This window comes from Alicyclobacillus acidocaldarius subsp. acidocaldarius DSM 446, assembly GCF_000024285.1.
Lineage (GTDB): Bacteria > Bacillota > Bacilli > Alicyclobacillales > Alicyclobacillaceae > Alicyclobacillus > Alicyclobacillus acidocaldarius.
In genome coordinates this window covers 733,873-758,478 of sequence record NC_013205.1, presented here as the reverse complement: position 1 = coordinate 758,478, position 24,606 = coordinate 733,873, and the positions used below count along the sequence as shown (strand labels likewise).

General features: G+C 60.1%; 24 protein-coding genes. 5 read left to right on the top strand and 19 right to left on the bottom strand.

Features of this window, described 5'->3' with window-relative positions:
* Positions 1-3: 3 nt before the first annotated feature.
* The 9 genes from AACI_RS03570 to AACI_RS03535 form a co-directional block, all read right to left on the bottom strand.
* Entirely contained in the window at positions 4-939 is a 936-nt protein-coding gene (locus tag AACI_RS03570) for an ABC transporter permease (protein WP_280959727.1), read from the bottom strand.
* Positions 940-1,013: 74 nt separating this feature from the next.
* Entirely contained in the window at positions 1,014-1,958 is a 945-nt protein-coding gene (locus AACI_RS03565) for an ABC transporter permease (protein WP_012810113.1), read from the bottom strand.
* Positions 1,955-3,499: a sugar ABC transporter ATP-binding protein gene (locus AACI_RS03560; RefSeq protein ID WP_148213727.1), complete on the bottom strand. Its 1,545-nt coding sequence runs from the start codon at positions 3,497-3,499 to the stop codon at positions 1,955-1,957. Before AACI_RS03560 ends, AACI_RS03565 begins: the two co-directional genes overlap by 4 nt.
* 204 nt (positions 3,500-3,703) lie before the next feature.
* A complete protein-coding gene (locus AACI_RS15805; protein ID WP_342626156.1) occupies positions 3,704-4,063 on the bottom strand; it encodes a sensory rhodopsin transducer in 360 nt (119 codons plus the stop codon).
* A 66-nt stretch (positions 4,064-4,129) separates the two neighbouring features.
* Positions 4,130-5,359: an L-rhamnose isomerase gene (gene rhaI / locus AACI_RS03555; protein ID WP_012810110.1), complete on the bottom strand. Its 1,230-nt coding sequence runs from the start codon at positions 5,357-5,359 to the stop codon at positions 4,130-4,132.
* Between the two features lie 30 nt (positions 5,360-5,389).
* The gene (locus AACI_RS03550; protein WP_012810109.1) at positions 5,390-7,432 is read right to left on the bottom strand and encodes a bifunctional rhamnulose-1-phosphate aldolase/short-chain dehydrogenase; all 2,043 of its coding nucleotides are present in this window, start codon (positions 7,430-7,432) and stop codon (positions 5,390-5,392) included.
* Between the two features lie 18 nt (positions 7,433-7,450).
* Positions 7,451-8,932: a rhamnulokinase gene (locus AACI_RS03545; protein WP_245530696.1), complete on the bottom strand. Its 1,482-nt coding sequence runs from the start codon at positions 8,930-8,932 to the stop codon at positions 7,451-7,453.
* 246 nt (positions 8,933-9,178) lie between these two features.
* Positions 9,179-9,673 (bottom strand): DNA starvation/stationary phase protection protein Dps, encoded by a 495-nt coding sequence (gene dps, locus AACI_RS03540; RefSeq protein WP_012810107.1) that lies wholly within the window; start codon positions 9,671-9,673, stop codon positions 9,179-9,181.
* A 68-nt stretch (positions 9,674-9,741) separates the two neighbouring features.
* Positions 9,742-10,977 (bottom strand): cation:proton antiporter, encoded by a 1,236-nt coding sequence (locus AACI_RS03535; RefSeq protein WP_012810106.1) that lies wholly within the window; start codon positions 10,975-10,977, stop codon positions 9,742-9,744.
* 556 nt (positions 10,978-11,533) lie between these two features.
* Between AACI_RS03535 and AACI_RS03530 the strand changes: the two genes are divergently transcribed.
* The gene (locus AACI_RS03530; protein WP_245530695.1) at positions 11,534-11,767 is read left to right on the top strand and encodes an AEC family transporter; all 234 of its coding nucleotides are present in this window, start codon (positions 11,534-11,536) and stop codon (positions 11,765-11,767) included.
* A 7-nt stretch (positions 11,768-11,774) separates the two neighbouring features.
* Here the strand turns inward: AACI_RS03530 and AACI_RS03525 are convergent, their stop codons facing one another.
* The 4 genes from AACI_RS03525 to AACI_RS15800 are packed head-to-tail and all read right to left on the bottom strand — an operon-like array spanning position 11,775 to position 15,134.
* Positions 11,775-13,019 carry a hypothetical protein gene (locus tag AACI_RS03525; RefSeq protein WP_012810104.1) on the bottom strand — a complete coding sequence of 415 codons (1,245 nt, stop codon included), beginning with the start codon at positions 13,017-13,019 and terminating at the stop codon, positions 11,775-11,777.
* Positions 13,009-13,611, bottom strand: a complete 603-nt coding sequence (locus AACI_RS03520) for an ATP-binding cassette domain-containing protein (RefSeq protein WP_012810103.1) — start codon at positions 13,609-13,611, stop codon at positions 13,009-13,011. Before AACI_RS03520 ends, AACI_RS03525 begins: the two co-directional genes overlap by 11 nt.
* On the bottom strand, positions 13,608-14,567 hold the full coding sequence (locus AACI_RS03515) for a hypothetical protein (protein WP_012810102.1): 960 nt from the start codon (positions 14,565-14,567) through the stop codon (positions 13,608-13,610). The genes AACI_RS03520 and AACI_RS03515 overlap by 4 nt, the downstream gene beginning before the upstream one ends.
* Positions 14,568-14,570: 3 nt before the next feature.
* Positions 14,571-15,134, bottom strand: a complete 564-nt coding sequence (locus AACI_RS15800; protein ID WP_012810101.1) for a hypothetical protein — start codon at positions 15,132-15,134, stop codon at positions 14,571-14,573.
* Positions 15,135-15,307: 173 nt separating this feature from the next.
* Here AACI_RS15800 and AACI_RS03510 point away from each other — a divergent pair, with 173 nt between their 5' ends.
* Positions 15,308-15,991 (top strand): winged helix-turn-helix domain-containing protein, encoded by a 684-nt coding sequence (locus AACI_RS03510; protein ID WP_012810100.1) that lies wholly within the window; start codon positions 15,308-15,310, stop codon positions 15,989-15,991.
* Here AACI_RS03510 and AACI_RS17215 read toward each other — a convergent pair.
* Together AACI_RS17215 and AACI_RS03500 are read right to left on the bottom strand one after the other, a co-directional pair.
* The gene (locus tag AACI_RS17215) at positions 15,899-16,702 is read right to left on the bottom strand and encodes a DUF2785 domain-containing protein (protein WP_394295650.1); all 804 of its coding nucleotides are present in this window, start codon (positions 16,700-16,702) and stop codon (positions 15,899-15,901) included. The genes AACI_RS03510 and AACI_RS17215 overlap by 93 nt on opposite strands.
* Positions 16,703-16,918: 216 nt before the next feature.
* On the bottom strand, positions 16,919-17,671 hold the full coding sequence (locus AACI_RS03500) for a DUF6904 family protein (protein ID WP_394295642.1): 753 nt from the start codon (positions 17,669-17,671) through the stop codon (positions 16,919-16,921).
* Positions 17,672-17,998: 327 nt separating this feature from the next.
* Between AACI_RS03500 and AACI_RS03495 the strand changes: the two genes are divergently transcribed.
* Together AACI_RS03495 and AACI_RS03490 are read left to right on the top strand one after the other, a co-directional pair.
* Positions 17,999-18,622, top strand: a complete 624-nt coding sequence (locus AACI_RS03495) for a hypothetical protein (protein WP_012810098.1) — start codon at positions 17,999-18,001, stop codon at positions 18,620-18,622.
* Between the two features lie 26 nt (positions 18,623-18,648).
* Entirely contained in the window at positions 18,649-19,608 is a 960-nt protein-coding gene (locus AACI_RS03490) for an alpha/beta hydrolase family protein (RefSeq protein ID WP_012810097.1), read from the top strand.
* A gap of 78 nt (positions 19,609-19,686) precedes the next feature.
* Here the strand turns inward: AACI_RS03490 and rlmD are convergent, their stop codons facing one another.
* The 4 genes from rlmD to gatC are packed head-to-tail and all read right to left on the bottom strand — an operon-like array spanning position 19,687 to position 24,235.
* Complete coding sequence (gene rlmD / locus AACI_RS03485; RefSeq protein WP_012810096.1) at positions 19,687-21,036, bottom strand: 23S rRNA (uracil(1939)-C(5))-methyltransferase RlmD; 1,350 nt, start codon at positions 21,034-21,036, stop codon at positions 19,687-19,689.
* A 15-nt stretch (positions 21,037-21,051) separates the two neighbouring features.
* On the bottom strand, positions 21,052-22,485 hold the full coding sequence (gatB, locus tag AACI_RS03480; protein ID WP_012810095.1) for an Asp-tRNA(Asn)/Glu-tRNA(Gln) amidotransferase subunit GatB: 1,434 nt from the start codon (positions 22,483-22,485) through the stop codon (positions 21,052-21,054).
* Complete coding sequence (gene gatA, locus AACI_RS03475) at positions 22,482-23,936, bottom strand: Asp-tRNA(Asn)/Glu-tRNA(Gln) amidotransferase subunit GatA (protein ID WP_012810094.1); 1,455 nt, start codon at positions 23,934-23,936, stop codon at positions 22,482-22,484. The genes gatB and gatA overlap by 4 nt, the downstream gene beginning before the upstream one ends.
* A complete protein-coding gene (gene gatC, locus AACI_RS03470; protein WP_012810093.1) occupies positions 23,933-24,235 on the bottom strand; it encodes an Asp-tRNA(Asn)/Glu-tRNA(Gln) amidotransferase subunit GatC in 303 nt (100 codons plus the stop codon). The genes gatA and gatC overlap by 4 nt, the downstream gene beginning before the upstream one ends.
* A 202-nt stretch (positions 24,236-24,437) precedes the next feature.
* Here gatC and AACI_RS16520 point away from each other — a divergent pair, with 202 nt between their 5' ends.
* Positions 24,438-24,584 (top strand): hypothetical protein, encoded by a 147-nt coding sequence (locus tag AACI_RS16520; protein WP_169304832.1) that lies wholly within the window; start codon positions 24,438-24,440, stop codon positions 24,582-24,584.
* The last annotated feature ends 22 nt before the right edge of the window (positions 24,585-24,606 follow it).

Sequence of the window (24,606 nt, the reverse complement as noted above, 5' to 3'; positions counted from 1 at the left end):
AGGCTAATCTCGCGCACTGGTTGTTGTCTCAACCGCCGACGAGCTGTCCTGACGTGAGACACGACGCCTGCGCGAGAATAGACCACTCAGTTGTTGCAGACCCACAGCCGCAATCAGCATCGCGCCCGTTACGACGGATTGTTCTACGGATGAGACATTGAGCATGTTGAGCCCTTGTTGCAGAACTCCAAGGAGAAACGTTCCAAGGAACGCCCCTAAAATGGTACCTGATCCTCCAAATACATTTACTCCGCCCACGAGGCACGACGTGATCACCGAAAGTTCGTAATTGGTACCCATGTCGCCCCGAACTGATGCGAAGTATGCACCCATGAACACCGCGGCTACGCCAGACATGCATCCAGACAGCACATACGTAATCGTCTTGACGCGGTTTACTTGGAGACCGGAGTACAGCGCTGCTCCCTCATTGTTTCCAACGAAGTAAACCTGCCTGCCGTAGCTCGTGTATTTCAGCAGGAACCCGAATAGACAAGCAACGACTCCGTAGAAAATGAGCTGGATGGGGATCCATTTCAAAACCGTGCCGGTCCCCAGACTCAGGTAGGATTGTGGAAATCCATAAATAGAACCCTCACCTTGACCTACAAGCACCATGGCTAAAGACCCGTAAATGAATAGCGTTGCCAGCGTGGCAATGAGCGGTTGAATGCCCGTCCGAACAATGAGTTGGCCGTTGATGAATCCTAGGAGTGCGCCAAGAAGGATAGATAAAAGCGCAGCCAACCAAATATTCACTCCGTGCTGCCACAGCAGTCCCATAACGACACCACAAAGACTCATCATGGAACCAACGGACAGGTCGATGCCGCCTGTAATGATGACCAGCGTCATACTGAGAGCCATGAAACCAACCGGAAGAAAGTTCTCTGTTGAGGCCAGCAAATTTTGCGGACTTACGAAGTCCGGGCTCAACACACCGAAGAACCCAATCTCGAGGATTAACAGACCCGCAATAGCTAGTGACCAAATTCTGTTCTCGGCCACACCTCTCACCCCGCTACCCTTTGCGAACGCCGCAATCCGCTATCCGCGATGACCGCAATCAGGATGATCAGACCTTCGACTGCGTCGTTCCAGACTGCTGGGAGATGAAAGAACACCAGTGCCTCGGTAATCACCCCAAGCAGAACCGCACCTAGAACCGACCCCAATGCGGTACCGCGTCCGCCAAAGACATTGGTTCCACCGATCACGGCCGCCGCGATAGACTCCAAATTTAAATCGGCGCCGGTAGTTGGGGTAGAGAAGCCGTTATATGACAGGTACAAAACCCCTGCAATGCCGGCCAGCAAACCCATCAGGACGTAAGGGACGATGATGGTACGATTCGTCGATAGGCCTGCCAGACGAGCAGCGTTTGGGTTGTTGCCAACGGCGTAGATGTACCGACCAAGGACTGTTTGTTCCATGAAGACGGACAGCACAATCAAGACGATCACAAGCACAATCACTGGACCAGGTATGCCTACAACTTTCGAATTTCCTATGGCAAGAAATGATGAAGGTAGATTTTGAATCCATTGCCCATTGGTGACCATGTACATCAAACCCGAGAACAAACTGAGAGTTCCTAGTGTCACGATGATAGGTGGTAGCCTTAGAAGGCTAATCAACACTGCATTCAGCCCGCCACACACAAGCCCCGTAGCCACACCGATCGCGATGCTCAACCAGGTCGGCACACCGTTCAGTAACAGGGTGCCAACCACGAGCGTCACAAGCCCCATATTTGCCCCAACCGACAGATCAATCCCCTTCGTGATGATGACCAAGCACTGACCCATTGCCAAAATTCCAACCGTCGATATGTTAAGTAGTATATTGATAAGATTCCCCAGTTGAAGAAAACGCGGAGTAACGAACAACATAACGAGTAGAAAAATCAGGATGAACACAACGAGTGAAAACTCGCGCCTTTTCAGTAATCCACTCATGATCTCGGGCCTCCGTCTCCGTTGTTGTCCCTGCCCGCGCCGACTCCTGTCGCAAGGCGCATGACAGCCTCCTCGGAGGCATGTTTCCCGTCAATCTCTCCCATGAGTTCTCCTTCGCGCATCACGAGGATTCTATCGCATAAGGTGAGAATCTCCGGCAAATCAGAGGAAATTACGAGGACAGCTACCCCTGCCTCGGCCAAGTTAAAGATCACTCTGTAGATCTCACTTTTCGCCCCCACGTCAACGCCGCGGGTCGGTTCATCAAGGATCATGATGCTCGGCTGTCTTGCAACCCACTTCCCAAATACGACCTTTTGCTGGTTTCCTCCGGAGAGTTCCGCCACAGGTTGCTCCGGTGAGCGCGACTTAATTTGAAGTTGGGATTTCATCCTCTCGGTCAATTGCCATTCATCGACCCTCCGAGCAATCCCATATGTGTACACCGCGGCCCTATTCGGTATGGCGAGATTCCAGGCGATGCTCATATTCAAGGCCACGCCATGCTTGTGCCGGTCCTCTGGCACGTAAACCAAACCATGATTCAGCGCATCGCGGACCGATCTCACAGATGCCTTACGACCATCGATCCAGATTTCGCCTTCCTCTGCCGGCGCAATACCGAAGAGCGCTTCCGCAACATCTGTCCGACGAGATCCGACCAGACCCGCAAGCCCGACAATCTCACCCGGGTACACTTTCAAACTGATGTGATGGAACACTCCCTTTTTTGAAAGGTCGCGGACTTCCAATTTAGGAACATCTGTATGGCGCTCATACGATCGACGTTGCAGCTGGATTTCACGACCAACCATCAGGCTCACAAGCCTATCCGGTGTCAACTCATCCACGGCGAAGTGCCCGACCAAGTGTCCATCTCGCATCACCGAGACTTCTGAGCAAAGCTCAAAAACCTCCTGAAGCCGATGGGATACAAAGAGCACAGCTGCTCCACGCTCCATCAACTCACGGACCACGCGAAACAGCGTTTGGACCTCGCGTTGAGATAGCGTCGCTGTGGGCTCGTCGAGGATCAGTACTCGAGCGTCGTGAATGAGCGCCTTGGCGATTTCAACCATCTGTTGTTGTGCAATGGGAAGCTGGTGAGCAGCACTCCGAACGTCGATAGGTATGTTTAACCGTTCGAAGACTTCCGCCGCACGTGAATACATTTCACGCCGATTCAGCCAGCGAACTGGGCCCATCTTACGATGTGGATGAAAACCCATGAACACGTTTTCCGCCACCGACAATTCCGGCATCAAGGAAGGTTCTTGGTGTACGGTGAAGATGCCCAACCTGTGGGCAAAATTCGGAGTCGGGATGCGGATACGTTCTCCTTCAAATAAGATATCTCCCTCATCCGGCTGATGAACACCTGCGATGACTTTGATGACCGTGGACTTACCCGCTCCGTTTTCTCCGACAAGGGCCACCGCTCGACCGCGAACGAGTGTCATATCGACCCCCTTCACCACCCTGACACCCGAAAAACTCTTCACAAGATTCTTGACTTGCAATACCGGTGATGCGTTGACCACGGTCCGTACAACCCTCTTTCGCTACCGCATCATCTGTCGCACAGGTAACTGAAGACGCTTACAGAAAGAATAATACACACACATAAACAAAAAGTAAATGCGCATTCAAAAATAAAATAACAAATACTCAACATAAACAGAAAAACAGATCATCAAACCTATCTCCTCGTGGTGTGCGGAAGGCGCATTCACATGTTCACATGGTCACGTACTGACACGCACTCCAGAAACGGTCATCAAAGCAAGTTGGGACTGCGTCGAATCGAGCCTCGATAGTTGAACGCCTACTTCCAATGGACAGGTAAGCTCCATGGCATAAGGCACTCCGCGTGGTACCGTTCGTCCGTCCGATCCGGTTAGGGTGTCCACTCGGATATGTCGAGTTCTTCCCGAAGGACACACAACCGCGATCCCTTCGATAGGATCTCGATCTTCGAAGAACACCTTAATCTGAACAGATGCATCATTCGAGTGTGGATTGACGATGCACAGCGACTCGTGACTTTCGAGCTGTCCTTGGCTTGTAGAGGGAATGAATCCATCTGCGATCAACCAGCGGAACACCGTCACCCCTCCCGAGTCAACGGCCTCTATCGAATACCAACCTCTCCGAATCAGAGCTGCACATCCTCAACTCCACCCGCTCCCACCGACGCCTCTGGATGCAACAGCCTCCCTGTACCCACTCTCCTCAAACGCCTTCATCGGATCGATAGGCAACCCTCGCTCCTCGCGAACGCGCCACAAAAGTGGCCTCACATCCATCTCAAACGTCACCCGCACCACCTCCTCCGCGCCGAGCACGTCGTTTTGTTTCTGCCTTTCGCGCAACAAATCCCAAGGGATCAGAAGCGCCTTGGCAAATTGCGTTTGGATGTTGCAAACAGAACGAATCATCGCCGGAATCTTCGGTTCAACCGCATGGCTCTGGTCAATCATGTACGCAATGGCCCTTGCGGTGGCAGCCACGCGCTCGTCGTCAGAACGTTCAGCCTCGAGAATTTGGCAAAAGATCAGGAACAGCTCATACGGCTGGATGGCACCCACGATGAGATCGTCATCGGCGTATTTGCGGCTGTTGAAATGGAAGCCCCCGAGGCGTCCTTCATCCAACAGCACCGCGACGATGTGCTCGACATTGGTCCCCTGCGGGTGATGCCCCGTGTCGACGAGGACCTGAGCCTGCGGGCCGAGCTTCTCCGCCGCAAGATAGGCCATTCCCCAATCGGCGAGGTCCGTGTGGTAGAACGCGGGCTCAAAGAACTTGTACTCAATCAAAAGACGCATATCGGGATCGAGCGCGTCGTAGATCTCGCGCAGCGCCTCCTCGAGCCACCGCTTACGCCGGCGAATGTCACCTTGGCCCGGGTAGTTGGTCCCGTCGGGCACCCAGAGGCTCAGCACATTTGAACGGACCTCGCGCATGACGTCGACACACTCGAGAATGTGCTGAATGGCTTTCCGCCGAATCTCGGGTTTGACGTTCGTGATGCTGCCCAGCATGTAGTCATCGTCTTGGAACAAGTTCGGATTCACCGCGCCGATGCGCAGTCCCTGGTTGTGGGCGTGATCGGCGAGGGCGCGGTAATCGTCGACCCTGTCCCACGGAATGTGAATCGCAACGGATGGGCACGCGCCCGTGAGTCGGTGCACCACGGCCGCGTCGTCAATTTTCTCAAACGCGTTTCTCGGCACGCCGGGTTGGCGGAACACTTTGAAGCGCGTGCCCGAATCTCCATAGCCCCAAGAAGGTGTTTCCACTTCCAGCGCCGCGAGGCGGCGGGCAGCGGCGTCCAGATCCACGCCGCGATCCCGACATTCCGCCTCGAGCAGGGCGTACGCCTGATCCATGCGACTCATGCGTTCACGACTCCTCTCCCAGTTCGCGCCTCACCGCGGAAACGCGGCGGCGACGCCTCCATCCACCGTGAGCATGCACCCGGTCGTTTTGGCCGATCTCGGCGAGCAGAAGAACAGGATGGCCTCCGCAATGTCTTCTGGTAGGATGTTGACGCCGAGAATGGTGCGCCTGCGGTAGTAGTCTTCAAGCTCCTCCGGCGCAATGCCGTACGCGCGTGCGCGCTCCTCGCGCCAGGCCGAATTCCAAATGTTCGATCCTTGGAGAACCGCGTCCGGCATGACGATGTTCACCCGAATGCCGTGAGGCCCGCCTTCGACGGCCAAGCAGCGCGCGAGGTGGTTCTCCATCGCCTTCGCGGCGCTGTACGCCGATGCATCCTTCCCTGCGTAAACCGCGTTTTTGGACGTCACAAAGACCACCGCGCCGCCGCGCCCCTGCTCCACCATCACGCGGAACGCCTCTCGCGACGTCAGGAAGTAACCCGTACCGAGCACTGCGACGTTCTTGTTCCACTCGGCGAGCGAGGTCTCGGTGACAGGCGCCGAGCTCGCGAGGCCCGCGTTTGAGACGAAGAGATCGATCCCGCCGTAAGCCAGGATGGCCTCCTCGATGGAACGAACGACCGCATCTTCCTGCGTCACGTCGAGCGCGACGCCGATGGCCGTACCGGGGCCGTGATCGGCACACAGCTCCTCCGCCAGGCGCCGGGCGGCGTCCGCAGCGAGATCGGCGATCACGACGTGCGCCCCCTCCTCCGCCAGACGGCGGGCGGTCGCGCTGCCGATGCCGCCGGCCCCGCCGGTGATGTACGCCACCTTTCGCGACAATTCCTTCTCCGGCGGCGCAAGTGTGAGCTTATAGAGCTCGAGCGGCCAATATTCGACGTCGAAGGACTCCTTCTCGTCGAGCGACACAAACTCGCCGATGGCCGTCGCACCGCGCATGACCTCGATGGCTCTGCGGTACAGATCGAGCGCGATGTTCGCCATCTTCTTGTTCTTGCCTGTGCCAATCACGCCGAGCCCCGGAATGAGGAGGATGCGTGGAAATGGATCGTGCATGGGCACGTCGAGGTCGACGTTCCGTTCGTAATAGGCCGTGTAGTCGTCGCGATACGCCGTAAGCCCCGCCTTCAGCTTTTCTTTCAACGCGTCGACGCCTTCGGAAGGGGACCAATCCACAAACAGCGGCCGGCGCTTGGTATGAACGAGGTGATCCGGACAGGCGGCACCGACCTGCGAAAGCGACGGCGCGTCGTGGCTGCCGGCGAACTCGAGAAACTCGGGGCTGTCATCGAAGGAGAGAATGGCACCTTGTCGCTCGCTCACGATGCCTCGGACGAACGGCAGGATCTGCACGGCGATGCGGCGCCGTTCTTCCTGTGGCAGCGCGGGATGTTTCACACCGCCGAAGGCCACGCGTCCCCGTTGTTTCGCTTCGAGGTACTCCGCAGCTTCACCAATGATGCGCACGGTGTTGGCGTAGCATGCTTCGGACGTTTCGCCCCAGGTGATGAGACCATGCTTCTCCATCAGCACGCACTCGCATTGGGGGTTCGCCCGCACGGCCTCCGCGACCAGCTTGGACAGCGCGAACCCCGGCCGCAGATACGGGACCCACACGGCGCGATCGCCGAAGATCTCCTTCGCCACCTCGCGCCCGTTTGTGCTCGTGCAGATGGCGATGATGCTGTCCGGGTGCGTGTGATCCACATGCGTGTGCGGGATGAAGGCGTGGAGCAGTGTCTCGATGGACGATCGCGGATGCTTGGCCTCTACCATGCAGTGCGCGAGGTAGTCGACCATCTCCTCGTCCGTCATCGCGTCGCGCTCCATGAGCGGCAGCACCTCATCCAGACGCAGCGCGGTGAAGCTCTTCTCCGTCGCCTCGGCGAGGTCGGAGCCGCTGCCTTTCACCCACATGACGCGGATCTCGCGGCCCATGTGATCGAGCATGGTGGTCTTGGCGGACGTGTTTCCCCCACCCCAATTGCATATGCTGCGATCCGCGCCGAGGCGGCGAGATCGGTCGACAAGTTGCTGGAGAGCGGTTATTTCCTGTGTGACGATCACGGCAGTTTCCTCCTTAAATCACGAGTTCGCCAGTGTCGGATGGTGGCTCAGTCGCTCGCGAAAACGCGCGTACGCGTCTTCCCATGAAGCCGTATTCGCCGGCTCGTACGTGCGAAGCGCGACGGACGAACGCGAAAGCGATCTTGCTTCTTCCAAATCGGATATCTCGCCGAGAGCCACGAGCTGCATCAGTGCGTTTCCCCACGCGCTCGCCTCTGAAGGACCAGCAATCACCGGAAGACCTAAGCAATCCGCCGTCCACTGGGACAAAAGGGGATTTTGCGAGCCACCGCCGACCACGTGGACGGCCTCGAAATGAAACCCTGTGAGAGCTTTCACTTCTTCCACCACGACGCGGTACTTGAGCGCCAACGACTCGAGGACCGCTCGAACCATCTCGCCTCGCTGCTCCGGCGGATGGCCACCCCATTCCATCACGGCCTGCTTTATGGCCTCCGTCATGGACGACGGGTGGAGGAACCGAGGGTGGTCGGGATCGAAAAGATGAGCAAACGGTTCGGCAAGCTGGGCTTCCTGCAACATCTGGGGCAGCGATACCGACTCGCCCGTCGCCGCCCATTCGCGCTCGAGCTCCTGGAGAAGCCAGAGGCCCATCACGTTCTTGAGCAATCGGTAGTGGCCCACGCCGCCCTCGTTCGAAAAGTTCCACCGAAGCGCATCATCCGACGTGATGGGCTCTGGCACCACGGTTCCGACGAGTGACCAGGTCCCCGAGCTGATGTAGAGATACGGCTGGCGCATCGCCGGCACGGCGACGACCGCGGAGGCCGTGTCGTGGGATGCGACGTGCACCACCTGCGGCTGTCCAATCTCCACAAGGTGGCGAGCCGGGCCGAGTAAAGTGCCGGGGCTCCGGATCTCCGGGAAGAGAGTTGCGGGCAACCCTAGCCGCTCCAAGACCTCCGTGGCCCATCCTTTCGTGCGCACCGACACGAGCTGCGTCGTGGTGGCGTTCGTCCACTCCGCGTGAGCGACGCCCGTCAACATGAAATTCAAGAGATCAGGCAGAAGCAGAAGCAAACGGCTCCTCGACAAAAGCGATTCGTTCTCTTCTTGCAACGCCATTAATTGATAGACGGTGTTGAACGGGAGAAGCTGAATGCCCGTCTCGCGAAACAGGTCCTCGAGCGAGATTCGCTGCACCGCGCGGCGGACGCCCGCCTCGTGGGCGCCGTCCCGGTAGTGACGCGGTGGCTGAACAAGCCGTCCCGCTTCGTCAATCAGGCCGAAGTCCACGGCCCACGAGTCAATCCCCACCGACGCGATCGGATTCGCACAAGCGATGCGTCCGAGCCCTGTTTGGATGCCGCGATACAGATGGTCGACGTCGACGACCAGGTGGCCGTCGCGCTTTGCGGGGCGAGTCGAAAATCGGTGGCGCTCCTCCAGTTCAAGGCGCGATCCGTCGAACATGCCGTGCATGACGCGGCCGCTGGATGCGCCGAGATCGACCGCAGCGACATGAAGCACTCGACTCACCCCCGCACACTCATGAAAGGGTTCTCACAAGAGCGATTATACACGAACAAATCTGTTTTGTGTTGTTTTATTTTTGTTTTTGACCGAAAAATAGACTCGTCATAGGTCATGGACTTTCACGGGATGTGGGCGGCTCGCTAGCATGGTCGAAAAGGGGCCATCCGCGTCTCACGACTGGGACGAATTTGGGGCACAACGACGCGAAAAAGCCCCGCGATGATAGCGGGGCTCCGCAAGCGAGAGGTATCACTGCTCAATGTGTGCTTCCAGGAACCACAGGTCCTGATCCAATTGCCTTGAAACCTCGGTGAACAGATCTGCGGTGTCCGGATCGTGCTCTCCCGACTCCTCAATGAACTTTCGCGCCTCGTTCGCGACGACGGCCCAGCGATCCGCCAGCGCCTTCAGCACGTCCACGTCCTTCGTGACGGACAGGTCCCACTTCGGCAGCTTCGTCTGCGCTGCGAGGTCCTGAATCGGCAGCCCCGCCACACCGCCAAGTGCCGTCGCGCGCTCCGCCACCTCGTCGATGGTTTCCACCAGGTGTGCCGCGAGATCGTCCAACATCTTGTGATAAGACAAGAAATGGGGTCCGCGGACGTTCCAGTGCGCCAGCTTCGTCTGGTTCCAAAGATCCGTGAGATGCACGACGTGCGTGTTGAGCAGTTCGATCATGCGCTTCTTCACGTCTTCGGCGAGATCGATGCGCGTGTGTTTCAGATGGGAGACGTTCGTAGCCATAGGACACCTCCAATGGAATGGGCTTGGGTCCAGTATACCCAAACCTGTCCAAGAACCCAAATGACCGTTCAACGCTCCACCAAGCCGAGCCAGCGCGCGAGAAGCGGCGTGGTGCTCGCCTGCAGCAAGAGCGTGGCGATCACGGCCGTCGCCGCCACTTGGGTGAACACCTGTGCGCCGGAGACCCCCGCGCCCTGCACGAGGCCGGCGAGCGCGATGGCGATGGTCCCCGTCTCGCGGACCCAGAAGAAAAACACAATTTCCCGCCAGGTCCACTTCGCCCGCCGATCCGGCACCAGGCTCGCGAGCACAGTCAAGGGGCGCGCCACAAGCATGAACACGGCCACCACGAGAAGCGCGAGTCCGAGGTGATGCGCCATCAGCCGCAGGTTCATCTGGCTGCCGAGTGACACGAAGATGAGCATCCGAAACTGCAGCGACATCGCGTCGACGAATCCCTCGAGCGCAACGCGCGCCGGCTCTTCCACCCTCGGCCATCGCTTGGGCGCATGAACGAGAGCCATCCCGGCCACGAAGCTCGCCATGAAGCCGCTGGCCCCGAGTTCGCTCGCGACCGCGTAGCTGCCGAGCGCCGCGAGGACGAGGTACAGCGACCGCCCCCCCGGCGTCGGAGGCGCGTGCCTGCTCACGAGCCACGCGGCCGCAAGCCCAAGCGCCATGCCGATCGCGGCTCCGCCGAGCGCGAGGCGCATCACTTGCTCGGCGAGATCGCCCGCACTCGCGTGCGCACCGCCTGACGCCATGACGCGGCTCAGCACCAGCGCAGTCAACATGGCGCCCGTGGCGTCCGTGAACGCAGACTCTGCGATCACGGCCTGCGCCACCCGCGCGCGGATGGAGAGGCGCTGAAAGATGGGCACGAGCGAGGCGGGATCGGTCGACGCGAGCAGCGATCCGAGGAGGAGCGCCGACATGATCGGCAGCCCCAAAGCGAAATGTGCGGCGGCGCCGACAATGGCGGCCGTGATCGCCAGGCCGAGGGTGGCGAGCAGGAACACGGACAGCCAGATGCGGCGCAGGACCTGAAACCGCATTTCGAGCCCGCCCTGAAACACAATCCAAGCTGCGCCGAGCGACAGGACGGCGTCGTGAAACGCCCCGCCTTCGGGGATGCGCAGCACGCCGAGCACCGTGGGCCCGAGCAGGAAGCCTGCGATCACGTACAGCACGATGTCGGGCAGTCGCAGCCGCTCGGCCACCCGGGCGGCGAAGGTGCCGGACGCGAGCATGACAAAGAGCGCGAATAGGTACGATTCCGCAACTTGCAGGGCGTTCGACGCCATCGAGCACCTCCAAACATGAAAAGGAGCCTGCCGTTTGACAGACTCCACCCATTTTACCGCGCGATTCGATTTTCACCGAGCAGACGCTTCGCCCGGGAGTGCACTTCCTTTATACCCGAAGGCCGCGGCTTCGTCAACGGATGGGCGGGAGAATTCCGGTGTCGGCGAGAACGAGTGACGTGGCCGAAACTTCATGGTCGAGATCGCCGAAATATGGGGTTTGTGAAATGAGCTTTGTGCACCTTCTGTGGACCATCACCGTGCCGATTGTCGTGGTCTGCGCCGCAGACGCGTTTGTGGCGCGGTATCAGGAGGTCGAAACGAGATCGCTTTCCACCGTCGCCCTGTACCTGTTGGCCCCGGCCTTCATCCTGTCGGCGCTGCCCAACGCCAATCTGCGCGTTGATCCCGTCGTCCAAATTGTGGCATTCACTGCGGCGATGACCGCGTTTTGCTGGTTGGCGGCATGGACGGTGGGCCGCCTATTTCGGCTGGATCAACCGACCTCGCGCGCGCTCATGCTGACGACCATCTTCAGCAACTCGAACAACTACCGGTGGCGGCGAAACTGTTGCTCATGGCGCTCGGCATCCGGGGCCTGCTCGCGTCCGTCTTGTTCGTCGAAGCGAGCAGGCCGGCTGCCGTCAACACCGTCGCGCTCGCGAGCCGTTACGAGATGGCGGAGGAATGGACGTCGATGGTGGTGGCGGTGACGACAGTTCTGAGCTTCGTCTACCTGCCGCTCTTGATCGCACTCAATCGCCGACTGTCAGGTCGACCGAACGGATGAACTACGTTCACTCCATCTCTTTGGAGAATCGGAGCAACTGCGGGAGATGGAGCGCGGCTGTTTTCCGTGCAGCCGATGCATTTGCCATCGACATCAGACCTACGCAGGCGGCGACAGCGCACGCAAGCACGACGCAGGCATACCAAGGAAGGCGAAACACCAAGGCACCCGCGACCAGCGTATATAGGGCCGTGCTTCCCGCACAGGTAAGAAACATGCCGCGAAACTTTAAATGATAGATTCGAGCCACTTCTTGAGCGGAGAAGCCAAAATGACGAAGGATCCCGAGGTCCTTTCGGGAACGGCGGAGATCGCTGCGAAAGGCAAGCCATGCGCCAAGGTACATGGCCACGACCGTCACCAGGATGAAGCCGAAGGCCATTCGAGCCGCGGTGCGCCAGGTGGACGACAGTTGCTGAAACGCCCCCAGTGCGTACGCGACATTGTAATGGTGAGCCGTCAGAATGCGCGCCACTTGGTCGACATCCGTCAAGTGGGGTATATACACCGCGACGGATGCAACGGGCTCAATACCGAAGTCCTGGCCTCGCTCAAGTGCGCGGATCACGCCCGGAAAGGGCTGGCCGAACGCTCGTTCCAAAATCGTACGATACGCGTCATACGATACAAATAGTGGGCGACCGTTGGGACTGTCCGCATTCAATGCGGAAGACAGCGCCATGAGCGGAGCTTGCCTCGGAATCTGTTCGACCCGTGTAAGGGTCATGGGAATACGCCGATCACTTTCATAGCCACCCTGCGTTTGGCGCACGACGGGAACGTAGAGAATCAAGCGAGAAGCCTTAGACGACGTGGTATAGGCGGTGTCATCGCGCATCTGCGCAAGACCAAGGAGCGATGCGGCACCCGGATCCACAGATTCCACCCAATCTGCGCGCCCTTCGGAATCGGTGATGCCGAAATTGATCTGATAGACATTCCAGGCCCGGGCACCCGCGTCGGACAGCGATTGGTCGAGGATTTCTTGGATACGCTGCCGATCTTGCCACTGGACGGGACGCGGGAGATCCTGCTCGCCTAAAGACCTGGAGGTTACAAGGATCACGTGAACGGCGGTGTTCGTTACGAATTGGCGCTTGGCATCCTGAACGACGCGCCATGCAAATAAGCCCATAGTTGATAGCGCAAAGGCGGCGACGAACAAGGTAGCGGCGGCAAGGCGAAACTGGATCGGCGCTTTGGCTCGCATCATTCGGGCCGCGCTGCGCAAGATCTTGCCATCACTCCACATCAAGCACGCCTCCCCGCAGTTGCCAGCGTACAGGCTCCAATCGCGCCGGTATCGGCGCGTGACTACAGATGACCATCGTCTTGCCCGCACCTTCCCGCGCCAACGTCTCCCACACTTGCTCCGACGCAATCGCATCGAGATTCGAGGTCGGTTCGTCCAATAAAAGCACATTGGAAGGGGGCAGCAGTGCGATAGCAAGTTGAAGTCGCCGTCGCTCTCCGCCTGAAAGCGTACCGACCGGCGCACGGCAATGGTTCGCGATTCCGAGGTCAGCCAAAAGTCGGTGCGCACGCTCCTCCCATCTCTCTTGCAGCCGCCTGGCTGCCGCTTTGAGACGCAGGTGATTCCAAACCGTCAGATTGGAAAAGAGAAGAAAATCTTGAGGAGCGTACTCAAGGCGCAAGGTCTTCCGCGCTTGTACCGTCCCGGAGGTTGGGTGTTCGTAGCCAGCCAAAATTTGAAGAAGTGTCGTCTTTCCGGAGCCACTTGGCCCTGCGATGGCATAGACCCGCCCCGTTTCCAACGTGACCGTGATACCGCTCAAGATTTCGCGTTCGCCATATCGTTTGCGGACCTCCTGTAAGACGATCATCCGTGAATCTCTCCGATCCCGCCTGTTTCACTCCAGAAAACGGTCTCGATATGGCCCTTACAGTCCAATTGAATACCGTTTTGTACCCATTGAAACCCCTCTACGTTGATGGCACCGCCAATTCGTCGGCCGTCCCTCAGCTCATACACATCTGCGCGCGTGGTCAACGAGTTCTCGTCTTCATCGAATTGGACGAGTATCCCGTTCGGTGTCACCAGATTCACCGCTCTCACAGGCAATGAGTGTGAGCCGAACATCAGGCGATGGCCTTTCACCGTGAGCAGGTCCCCTTCGCACGAAAGCAGCGGCCCCTCAGCCCATCGCGTCGACACCAGAGTAGGGCGAGCGTCGAGACGCGTCCCGTCCACACGATACAGCCAGACGCTTCGATCCGGCCGGATGACGGTGTAGTAGAGGTCAGTCCCTACAAGTGCGCCTTGCTCGATGGCGCCGTCCACGTATTCGAAGGGAGACAGCGCCTTCGAATGATCGTCCCAGCGCACAATGTGGCGCCACACTTCGGTGCCGTCGTCGCGATAATGAACCAAGAGAAAGAACATCATCCGGCCGTTCGTGGCAAGGGGAAACACTGCCTCGTGTGCTTGATCGGGAAGCACATCCAATGTCTGCACCTTTCCGTTCACCAACCGCACGATGGAAAAGTGATTCGTCAGACTGTTGCCGACGGTGTAGACGTCAGAGGGCGTCGCGAAATTGTAAACAAACTCGTTGGGCACGTTGGTCCAACTTACGGCGGCTTTGTTCTCCTCGTCGTAGAGGACGAACCGCTGATCAACCGGATCCTCGATCACGTTTTCGTGATCATTCGACGGCCTTGGAATGACGACGGAGTTCTGATAGGCAGGCTGAGACCCGCAGGCCGTCATGATGAGCAATGCTCCGAAAACAGCGAGCGAGACAGACGTGCGGGTCTCCCATCTTCGGACACGCTTCATGGATCACACTCCAGCGCTGATCGTGTAGGTCTTCGGATCACCGGCAAGTTTCACGCTGGCCGTGTTGACCGTCACAATCGAACCTTGCCGATAATCGACTGCTGGACCGATGACAAGGTTGCCTCGGTAATCCGATTCCTTGGCCCCATTATTGTTGGTCCAGTATTTCGTCGGAGTTCTCACAGTTTGCCACGAAGACGAATACGATGCACTTGCGGAATCACCAGAAACCCCCATCGAAATGGATGCGCCGTTTCTCAGGTCTGCTTGGCTATACCACTGCGTCCGAATCCATTCCACACTGCGCGATCCGGCGTAAACCGCAGACACCTGCCACTCCCAAGTTAGCGCATTACCTGTTTGAGACGCATAGAACGAGCGCCATACGTTCGCTGTAAGCGTCCCTTCGCCTCCCGGTAGAGTTAGAGTCTGAGACGTATTCGTATGTGGAACGTAAGTTCCCAATGGTTGGAGAGAGCTGTTGTCATCAGCAGCCACGACTGGACACACAGCGACTAGACCTAATCCTGCCACGACGAACATGCGTACCATCCACTCGAGTTTCACCGCTTCAACCTCCTAAATTTGCTTTGATAGATTCTGAGAGTAGTCTACGTGATCGACGAAAGGAATTTCGCTAGCATTTTGCTAGCAATAGCAGTTCCGGACATGGGATATTGCACAAGAATGTGTAGACTTGAGAAGAAGCAGTTTGCGTGGATGGTCAGGAGCGTGAACCCATGCGCATCATCCTGTGCACAGACGAATTGTGTCTAGCGCGCATGCTTGCCGTCGTGTTGGAAGGATGTGATCTGCGGACGTGCAGGACCTACGAGCGCATCACCGCGCTCGGCGCGGCAGATTCGGAGGACATCTTCATCGATGGAGCGCTCAACTTGAGCGATGCATTCTGGGAGATGTTGCAGTCGTCCCCGCGACACCGACGGCATTACGTTTTGGTCCGGTCGGCGCTGACCGAGCGCGACTGGCAACGCGCCCGGGATCTCGGCCTGTCCGGATTTTTGACCGACCCGCTCTCCGCCATTCGCACCTTCATCGGCGGCGATGCGCAGACATTTCTCAAGCGATTCAGTGTGCCGGACGGCCTGCCCTCCCTCCCCCTTGCATCCGTCAATCTCGGACTCGGCGTCCGCTACAAGCAGAGCGAACGCTGTTTGCTCATCGAACGCCGCTTGGTGCCGCTGTCCGAGATGGAGGCAAAATTACTGGATCTCCTCATCAGCCGAGAGGATGAAGTCGTGAGTCGCGACGAAATTGCCCAAACCCTTTGGCAGGGGCACGTCAATCCGAAGGGCATCGCCAAACTCGTATCACGCCTCCGTCGCAAACTGGGCCCCGCTGCGGCGTTGATACAGGGACTGCGCCAAGGTGGCTATGTGTATCGCCGTACGTCGGCGTGGTAAAGCCGTCGCGTTCCTGGTCATCCCCGTCGTTCTCGTCCGCGTACAGAGCCTGGATAACAACCGCGTGTATCCGGGAACCCCTGCATGTCGTTCAGACCGCTCCCCCTTCTCACCCTCGATCCACACAAATCTCCATGAGCCGCGCATCGATGGCGCGCACCAGAGGCTCGGCCCCACTTTGCGAACGAGACAGCATCTCGCCGCATGCAGCAGGTGCACGCGGTTGGCATGTCGAACTGTAACTTCCGGCGTCCACTCGCTTGGCCGGTCAAAGCGGGCGATCCACGGATTCCACAGTTCCGGACGCCAACCGGCCCTTTGAAAGACGGATCGCTCGGCGAGGGCCAGGCGCTCGTCCTCCAGATAGATGAGGGGTTCATCGGTATCGGCAACGCTGGCGATCGCGACAAGGACGGCCTGCCAATGGGCTTCGAATGCGGCCGGATGCCTCGCGCAGGCGCCGAGCGCGTCGGCGGTACGGGCGGCGCTGTGCGCCCAGCCCTTGCCGGGCACGAAGCCACGCCTATCGCGTTCAGCGACCGCGTACCGCAAGATGCGCGCAATCGTGCCGTGGACGAGATCGACGTCGAGCAAGCGATGCGCCGCGTCCACATCGAGGACGTGACCCGCCACCAGGACGCTGAACGATCGTCCGAAGACAGTGTCGTCTCCGACTTCCCCGATGCCCGCAAACAGGTGATGGTCACTCACCAGTTGCTCGAGGAGCCAGGCCAATTCCTCGGGCGATATGATCTCGAGGCTGAGCAAGCGGCAAAACAGCGTGTACGCCACCTCGTCCCGCGTGAAGCTGTCCGCAGCGTGCAATGCCGAGCTGGCGGTCACGTGATTCAGGCACCGCGAATGGAACGGCGCAATGGGCTGGCTACCTTCTGCGAAAGTCGTTCCGGCTCATAGAGATGGATGCCCTCACCACTCGAGGTGCTCCCAGTCGATCTCGTCACGGAACCGGACCGACTCCGGTTCACAACCGTGCTCGTCTGCAAATGCCCGAATCGCGTTCACCATCTCCTGGTATTCGGGTCCCTTGGAAGTCATTCGTTCGACCAGCGTAGGTAAGATGACGCCGCGCCGCTCGGGGCGCTTCCGCACGAACTCCTCGTCGAGGTAGTCAAGGTATTGACTGAAGTACTGGTACGTCCATGGAAACTTGGTGTTCAGCGCCTTGCGCAGGCGCTTGAAGCCGCTTTTACTGGTGATCTCCTCCGCGCAGCGGAGCACGAGCGTCTGGAAATACCGCCCGTACACGATGTTGAGATCCATCTGATCGGCGTGTTCTCGAGATGTGATGGCTTCGCCATGGGGGCCCGTGTAGATGAACAGGAAATCGTTCAGAGCCGCCGTGACGAACAGCGCCTCAGGATACAGGATCTTAAAGGCGAAACGAACGTTCTCTCGAGGCCCAAGCCGGCCCCAGGCTCGCATCATCTCGGGCGTCAACCCGTTGTCGTATGCTTCTACGTCGCGGTGCCCTTGTAGAGCATGGCGAAGATCGTAGCACACCGCGAGGATACGAATGCGGGCCTCCTCCAACTGAGGCCACTCGTCTTCATCCCCGGCCAGTTCCGAAAGCGCTTGATACAACATTTGAAGATCTTCGGCATCCCCGCTCACCTCAATGCCCAGGCGGTGAGGCGTGTTGACCGCTCTCAGCACATGCATACCTCCGTAAATTCAATCCACCCTGCGAACATCGCGTCTCCCAGGCAAACGTCGTCCACCTCTGGTGACCCGACGTCATCCATGTGATAGATTCATAGTAACGTATCCATTTCGACATGGCAGCGTGAATGATGACCCCAGCGTAAGCCCCGACGATGTACACACAGGCGCAAAGCGATACTTCGCCACCTGTAGATTTAGTTTACAAAATTATAAGTCCAATCCTCTTGATCCTCTTTCTGAACAAGGTTATCATCGCTCTATCGATTCACGTCGGTCGTCGTTTCCCCATCGCTCGTCTTGAATAAGGAAAGGAGTGGATCATCTATGGCGGATCAGTCGGAGGCCATTCTGACGGCTCTCGAGGGACTTCAGGGTCTTGTCGCGGGACTGCAGCAGGACATCGGGCAGCGGTTGGATCGCATCGAAGTCAGGCTTGACCGCGTCGAGGAGCGGCTTGACCGTGTCGAAGAACGGCTCGGTCGCGTCGAAGAGCGGCTCGGTCGCGTCGAAGAGCGGCTTGACCGCGTCGAGGAGCGGCTTGACCGCGTCGAAGAACGGCTCGACCGTGTCGAAGAACGCCTCGACCGTGTCGAAGCCCGGTTGGATCGCGTCGAAACCCGCCTCTCAGCGGTCGAGCATCAGTTGGTGACGCAAGCCGAGACCCTACGGCGCCACACCGAGACGCTGGATGAGCACACGAACCTGCTCCGCGAGCATGGGCGCCTGCTGGACGAACAGTCCCTCACCTTGACACGCCATGAACACCATCTGACCCAATTGATTTCCATGGTGGCTGCCACCAACACGATGTACGCTGGACTTCGTTCGGACATGGTGGACGTGCGAGGCACGCAAGCGCAGCACCATCGCATGCTCGAGACCTTGGCGGTGCGCGCACTGGAACACGATTCCGAAATTCTCAGGCTTCGTCGAGCTCGTTCCGTATGACACACCGCGGCGAGGAGGACGGTCTCATGCTCGAGGAAGAGGTGATCGTCGGCTCGGAAACGGACCATCCGCTCCCCGGCCGTCTGTCCCTACCGGACGGGGAAAAGCGCGACTTGCCAGCCGCGCTCTTGGTCCACGGCTCTGGGCCGAACGACCGAGACGAACGCGTCGGCAACAACGCGCCGTTTCGCGATCTCGCCGAGGGCCTGACGGCCCGAGGCATCGCCGTACTTCGTTACGACAAGCGGACCTACGTCTACCGCAACCAGATGCGCCGCCTCCCCTATATCACCGTCTGGGAGGAGACCATCGAAGACGCTTTGCGTGCGGCTACTCTCCTTCGCAACCACCCGCGCGTGGCCCAGAACCAGATCTTTCTTATCGGTCACAGCTTGGGTGGCATGCTGGCGCCGCGGATCGACGCGGCGGGTGGGGATTTTGCTGGCCTCATCATCATGGCGGGATCGCCTCGGAGACTTGAGGAGATTCTGATCGACCAAAATATGTCAGTCCTCAACGGCCTGCGCAATCGATTTGTGAAACGAATCGCCGAGCGCCAGATCGCCAAGTTGACTGCGCAATTTGCCCATCTCTACGAACTGAGCGATGAAGAGGCCAAGGCGACGAAACTCTTAGGCCGGCGCGTCTCGGCCTACTACTTCAAGGAGATGGGAGAACACCCTGCCGAGCGCTACCTGCGGGATTTGACGAAGCCCATTCTCCTCCTGCAGGGCGAGAAGGATTTTCACGTGTCCGTTGAGAACGATTTCAACGGGTACCGCCAGTTGCTCGGCGGCAGGCCGAACGCCACGTTCAAGCTCTATCCGAACCTCAACCACCTGTTGATGCCAGCTGTCTACGGCGAGATCCGAAAGGCGAAACGGGAGTACCGGGTGCCACAACACGTGCATCCACAGGTCATCGAAGACATCGCCGATTGGATTCACGCGGTTCGCACAGAAGCAGACGCCAGCCATCGAACGTGAGGGTATGTCGTTTTGTGAGATGGGGCCATTCGAGAACGCGCGGAAGCGAGCCCGCCGAATGGCGGGCCGGCACAACTGCTACCCTCGCCGCATGGTCACCACGCACTCCACGTGCGACGTCTGTGGGAACATGTCAAACGGCTGAATGTCCGTCACATAGAACCCGCGCGCGGCAAGCAGGCGGAGATCGCGCTCCAGCGTGGCGGGGTTGCAGGACACGTAGACCAGCCGCTCGACGTTCGCCTCAGCGGCCGCCTCAATCGCGGCCCTGTCCACGCCCTTTCGCGGCGGGTCGAACACCAGCACATCGGCTCGGTTCCCTGCTTCCACGAAGCGCGGCAGCCAGCGCTCCACGCGATCGACGACAAACTCCGCGTTCCGCACCCTGTTCAGCTTGGCGTTGGCGCGCGCGTCGGCGATGGCGTCTTCGACCTCTTCGACGCCCACCGCCCTGGCCGCATGGCTCGCCAGAAGCAGGGTCATCGCGCCAATGCCGCAGTACGCGTCGATCACGACGTCCGTCTCCCGGACCTCGACAGCGCGGACGACGTGATGGTACATGCGCTCCGCCATGTCCGCCTGCACCTGCAGAAACGAGCGCGGCGACCACCGCACGCGAAGCCCGCAGAGGTTCTCCTCGAGGTGGCTCCCCCCTTTCATCACCTCGGCGCCATCTCCCCACACGGGGCCGTGGGCGCGCGGCTGGACGGTCACCGCGACCTGCACGACTTGCGGGGCGTGGAAGCGGCCGACGGATCGCTTGACAGACGGATCGTCCGTCGCCAGTGCGAACACCACCGCCATGTCGCCCGTCGCGTGCGACTGGCGCACAATGACGTGGTGGACAAACTGCGCCGTCGACCCGAGCGACGTGAGAAACCAGCGAGCGCGGCGGAGGACGTCGTCCATCGCCTCGGGAACGAGGAGGCACGTCTCCGTCACGGCCATGTCGTGGGAGCCGAGCTCGAAGAAGCCCATCTCCACGCGCTGCGCGGTCGCGTTCCAGCGCACGGGCATCTGGACCTGATTTCGGTAGCGGTAAGGCGTGTGCGAGGTCTCGATGGGCCGAACCACGCCCGCCTCGAGCCCCAGCCGCTCCGCCATCCGCCGAATCCGGGCCTCCTTCCACGCTGCCTGCGCCGCGTACGCCATGTGTTGCACCTGGCAGCCGCCGCACCGCGCAAACACCGGGCACCGCGGCTCCACGCGGTCCGGCGCGTCGTTCGCGCGCGCCAACAGGCGTGCGCGTGCGAACCGCTTCTCCACCTGCTCAATTCTCACGCGCGCGCGTTCACCGGGCAACAAAAACGGGATGAACACGGTCATCCCGCCGATCGCGGCCACACCATCGCCGTCGTCGTTCTGGCGGATCGCCTCGACCTCGTATTCCTCGCCCGCCGCGACGGGCGGCGATTGGGTGTTCGCCATCCAAACATCCCTCCGTCAGAGGCTCTTGATCTTCTCGATCAACATCTCGTTCACCAGCGTCGGGTTGGCCTTGCCGCGCGTCGCCTTCATCACCTGGCCGACGAGTGCCGCCAGCGCGCGCTCCTTGCCGCCCTTGTAGTCCGCCACCGACTTCGGATTGTTCGCCACGACCTCGTCGATGATGGGCTGCAACTGGGCCGGATCGCTGATCTGCTCGAAGCCCTTCTCCTTGATGATCTCGGCCGCGCTCTTGCCAGTCTCCCACATCAGCTTGAACACCTCGCGCGCCTGCTTCGACGAGATCTTGCCGCTCGCGACCTCGCCGATGAGCCCCGCCAGATGCTCAGGCGGAATGGGGCAATCCGCAAACGTCTTGCCCTCGGCGTTCAACGCGCCGGAGACGTCGCTCATCACCCAGTTCGAAGCCTGTTTCGCGTCGGCGCCGGCCGCGATCACGGCCTCGTAGTACGCGGCCATCTTCGGATCGGAGGTGAGCACGCCCGCGTCGTACGGGGGCAGGCCCAGTTCCTCTACATACCGGCGGCGCTTGGCCGACGGCAACTCAGGCAGCGAGGCCCGGATCCGCTCGAGCCACGCGTCGTCGATGTCGAGATCAACCAGGTCCGGCTCGGGGAAGTAGCGGTAATCGTGCGCCTCTTCCTTCGTGCGCATCGACACCGTCGTCTGGGTCGCCTCGTCGAAGCGGCGGGTCTCCTGGATCACGGGCTCACCGCTCTCGTACCGCTCGCGCTGCCGCTCGACCTCGTACTCCAGCGCGCGCTGCACGAACCGGAACGAGTTCATGTTCTTCAACTCGACCTTGTTGCCAAACGCCGTCTGTCCCACCGGGCGGAGGGAGATGTTGGCGTCGCAGCGCAGCGACCCCTCCTCCATCTTGCAGTCGGACACGTCGCAGTACTCCATGATGCTCTTCAGCGCCTCGAGGTATAACCGCGCCTCTTCCGGCGAGCGGATGTCCGGCTCCGACACAATTTCGATGAGCGGCACGCCGGTGCGGTTGTAGTCGACGAGCGTGTGCGATCCGTCCGCGGCGTGCATCGACTTGCCCGCGTCCTCCTCCAAGTGCAGGCGCGTGATGCCAATGCGCTTCGTCTCGCCGTTCACCTCGATCTCGATGTACCCGTGTTCGCCGATGGGCTTGTCGTACTGCGAGATCTGATACCCCTTCGGAAGGTCAGGGTAAAAATAGTTTTTTCTGTCGAACTTCGACTTCTGGTTGATCTTGCAGTGGAGCGCGAGCGCCGCCTTGACCGCAAGCTCCAGCGCCCGCTCGTTCAACACCGGCAGGGTGCCGGGGTGGCCGAGGCAGACCGGGCACACGTTCGTGTTGGGCTCCGACTTGCTGTCGTTGCGGCAGCCGCAGAAGATCTTGGTGTCCGTCTTCAGCTCGACGTGCACCTCGAGGCCGATGATCGTCTCGTAGTTCATTCTGCCACCCCCAGCACCGGTTTCGGCCACGCGAAGTCGCGCACCTGCTCGTACGCGTGCGCCACGCGCAGAATCGTCGCCTCGTCGAACGGCCTGCCGATGAGCTGCAGCCCCACGGGAAGCCCATCCACAAATCCGCACGGCACGCTCGCGCCCGGCAGGCCCGCGAGATTGGCCGGGATGGTGTAGATGTCGTTCAGGTACATCTGCAGCGGGTTGTCCAGCTTCTCGCCGAGCCTGAACGCCGTCGTCGGCGCCGTCGGCATGGCGATCACGTCGCACGCCTCAAACGCCCGCTCATAGTCTTGGCGGATGAGCGTCCGCATCTGCTGCGCCCGCTTGTAGTACGCGTCGTAATAGCCGGAGGACAAGGCGTAGGTGCCGATGATGATCCGGCGCTTGACCTCCATGCCGAAGCCCTCGCTGCGCGACCGCTCGTACATCTCGAGGAGGCTCGACGCTTCCGCGCGCCGCCCGTACCGCACGCCGTCGTAGCGAGCGAGGTTCGACGACGCCTCCGCCGGCGCGATGAGATAGTACGTCGCCACCGCGTACTCCATGTGCGGCAAATCGATCTCCACGATCTCGGCACCCTCCGCCTCAAGCTGTTGGATGGCGCGATCGACCGCCGCCTTCACGCCCGGCTCAAGCCCCTCTTCCGGCAGGTGGCGCACGATGCCCACGCGCACGCCCTTGACACCCCTGTCGATCCCGTCCGCGAAATTGGGCACCGGCTGGCGGCTCGAGGTGGAATCCAGCGGATCGTGGCCGCAGATGGCGTTCAGCACGAGCGCCGCGTCCTCCGCCGTCCGCGTGAACGGGCCGATCTGATCGAGCGATGACGCAAACGCGATGAGCCCGTACCGGGATACCCGTCCGTACGTGGGCTTCAGGCCGAAGCAGCCGGTGAACGCCGCCGGTTGGCGAATGGATCCACCCGTGTCCGAACCCAGTGCGAACGGCACCAGTCCGGCCGCCACCGCCGCCGCCGACCCGCCGCTCGATCCGCCGGGCACGCGGTCCTCGCCGTACGGGTTCGCGGTCTTCTGGAACGCGGACGTCTCCGTGGACGATCCCATCGCGAACTCGTCCATGTTCGTCTTGCCCACCATCACGGCCGCGGCCTGCTGCAGCTTGTCGATCACGGTCGCGTTGTAGGGCGGTATGTAATTCTCGAGGATGCGCGACGCGGCCGTGGTCCGCACGCCCCGCGTGACGATGTTGTCCTTTGCCGCATATGGAACGCCGCGAAGCGGCGCATGCTGATACATCTTGGCGCGATCGATCCGGTCCGCCGCGGCGAGCGCCTGCTCCTCATCGACGAGGAGAAAAGCCTTCAAGCGGCCGTCAATCTCGCGAATCGCGCGGAGCGACTGCTCCACCCAGTCGCGCGCCCTTGTCTCCCCCGCCGCGATGGACCGGAGGATCTCCTTCACCGTCGGCGTGCTCATGCGCCGCCCCCTCCTTCCAAAACGGCCGGAACGCGCACCATGCCCTGATCCTGATCCGGCGCATTGCGGAGCGCTTCCTCTCTCGACAGGCTTTCGCGCGGCACGTCCGAGCGCACCACATTCACCTCATGGAACGGATGACTTGTCGGCTCCACGCCGTCCAACGAGACGCTCTGCAGTTTTGCGGCGTACTCGAGAATGTCGTTCAACTGGGGAACGAGTTGCGAGAGTTCCTGAGGATGAAGCCACAGCCGCGCAAGTTTCGCGACGTGACTCACCGTCTCATCGGTGATTTTCAACGAGCATCCTCCTCCAGGGTGCCATCGGATGGTCATGAGGCTTGTCAGACGAAGTTCCTCTCGGGATTATAGCACAGGCCGGCCATCGATGCCGATTTTCCCCTGATACGCGCGGGCGCGTCCTGTTCAGTCATGTCCCTCCTCGAGATCTCATAGACATAGAGCGAATGAAGGACCACATTTCAGGGAGGGGCCTATGACCTTGTCCATGCATGACCTGCTCGTCACCCTCGCCGTCGTCATCCCGGCGTCCTTCATCGCCGGCCGCTACTCCAACCGAATCGCGTTCTTTCACGCGCGCACGGAGCAAAAGCTCACGGTGCAGGAGTTCCTCCGATCGCGCCAATGACGCGCGCGTCGCCGCGATCAAC

Excerpts from the sequence above, each read along its gene's own strand:
- AACI_RS03565 (WP_012810113.1), bottom strand. The coding sequence starts at position 1,958 with ATGAGTGGATTACTGAAAAGGCGCGAGTTTTCACTCGTTGTGTTCATC.
- rhaI (WP_012810110.1), bottom strand. The coding sequence starts at position 5,359 with ATGAGTCGCATGGATCAGGCGTACGCCCTGCTCGAGGCGGAATGTCGG.
- dps (WP_012810107.1), bottom strand. The coding sequence starts at position 9,673 with ATGGCTACGAACGTCTCCCATCTGAAACACACGCGCATCGATCTCGCC.
- AACI_RS03535 (WP_012810106.1), bottom strand. The coding sequence starts at position 10,977 with ATGGCGTCGAACGCCCTGCAAGTTGCGGAATCGTACCTATTCGCGCTC.
- AACI_RS03525 (WP_012810104.1), bottom strand. The coding sequence starts at position 13,019 with ATGTGGAGTGATGGCAAGATCTTGCGCAGCGCGGCCCGAATGATGCGA.
- AACI_RS03520 (WP_012810103.1), bottom strand. The coding sequence starts at position 13,611 with ATGATCGTCTTACAGGAGGTCCGCAAACGATATGGCGAACGCGAAATC.
- AACI_RS03515 (WP_012810102.1), bottom strand. The coding sequence starts at position 14,567 with ATGAAGCGTGTCCGAAGATGGGAGACCCGCACGTCTGTCTCGCTCGCT.
- AACI_RS03510 (WP_012810100.1), top strand. The coding sequence starts at position 15,308 with ATGCGCATCATCCTGTGCACAGACGAATTGTGTCTAGCGCGCATGCTT.
- AACI_RS03500 (WP_394295642.1), bottom strand. The coding sequence starts at position 17,671 with ATGCATGTGCTGAGAGCGGTCAACACGCCTCACCGCCTGGGCATTGAG.
- AACI_RS03495 (WP_012810098.1), top strand. The coding sequence starts at position 17,999 with ATGGCGGATCAGTCGGAGGCCATTCTGACGGCTCTCGAGGGACTTCAG.
- AACI_RS03490 (WP_012810097.1), top strand. The coding sequence starts at position 18,649 with ATGCTCGAGGAAGAGGTGATCGTCGGCTCGGAAACGGACCATCCGCTC.
- rlmD (WP_012810096.1), bottom strand. The coding sequence starts at position 21,036 with ATGGCGAACACCCAATCGCCGCCCGTCGCGGCGGGCGAGGAATACGAG.
- gatB (WP_012810095.1), bottom strand. The coding sequence starts at position 22,485 with ATGAACTACGAGACGATCATCGGCCTCGAGGTGCACGTCGAGCTGAAG.
- gatA (WP_012810094.1), bottom strand. The coding sequence starts at position 23,936 with ATGAGCACGCCGACGGTGAAGGAGATCCTCCGGTCCATCGCGGCGGGG.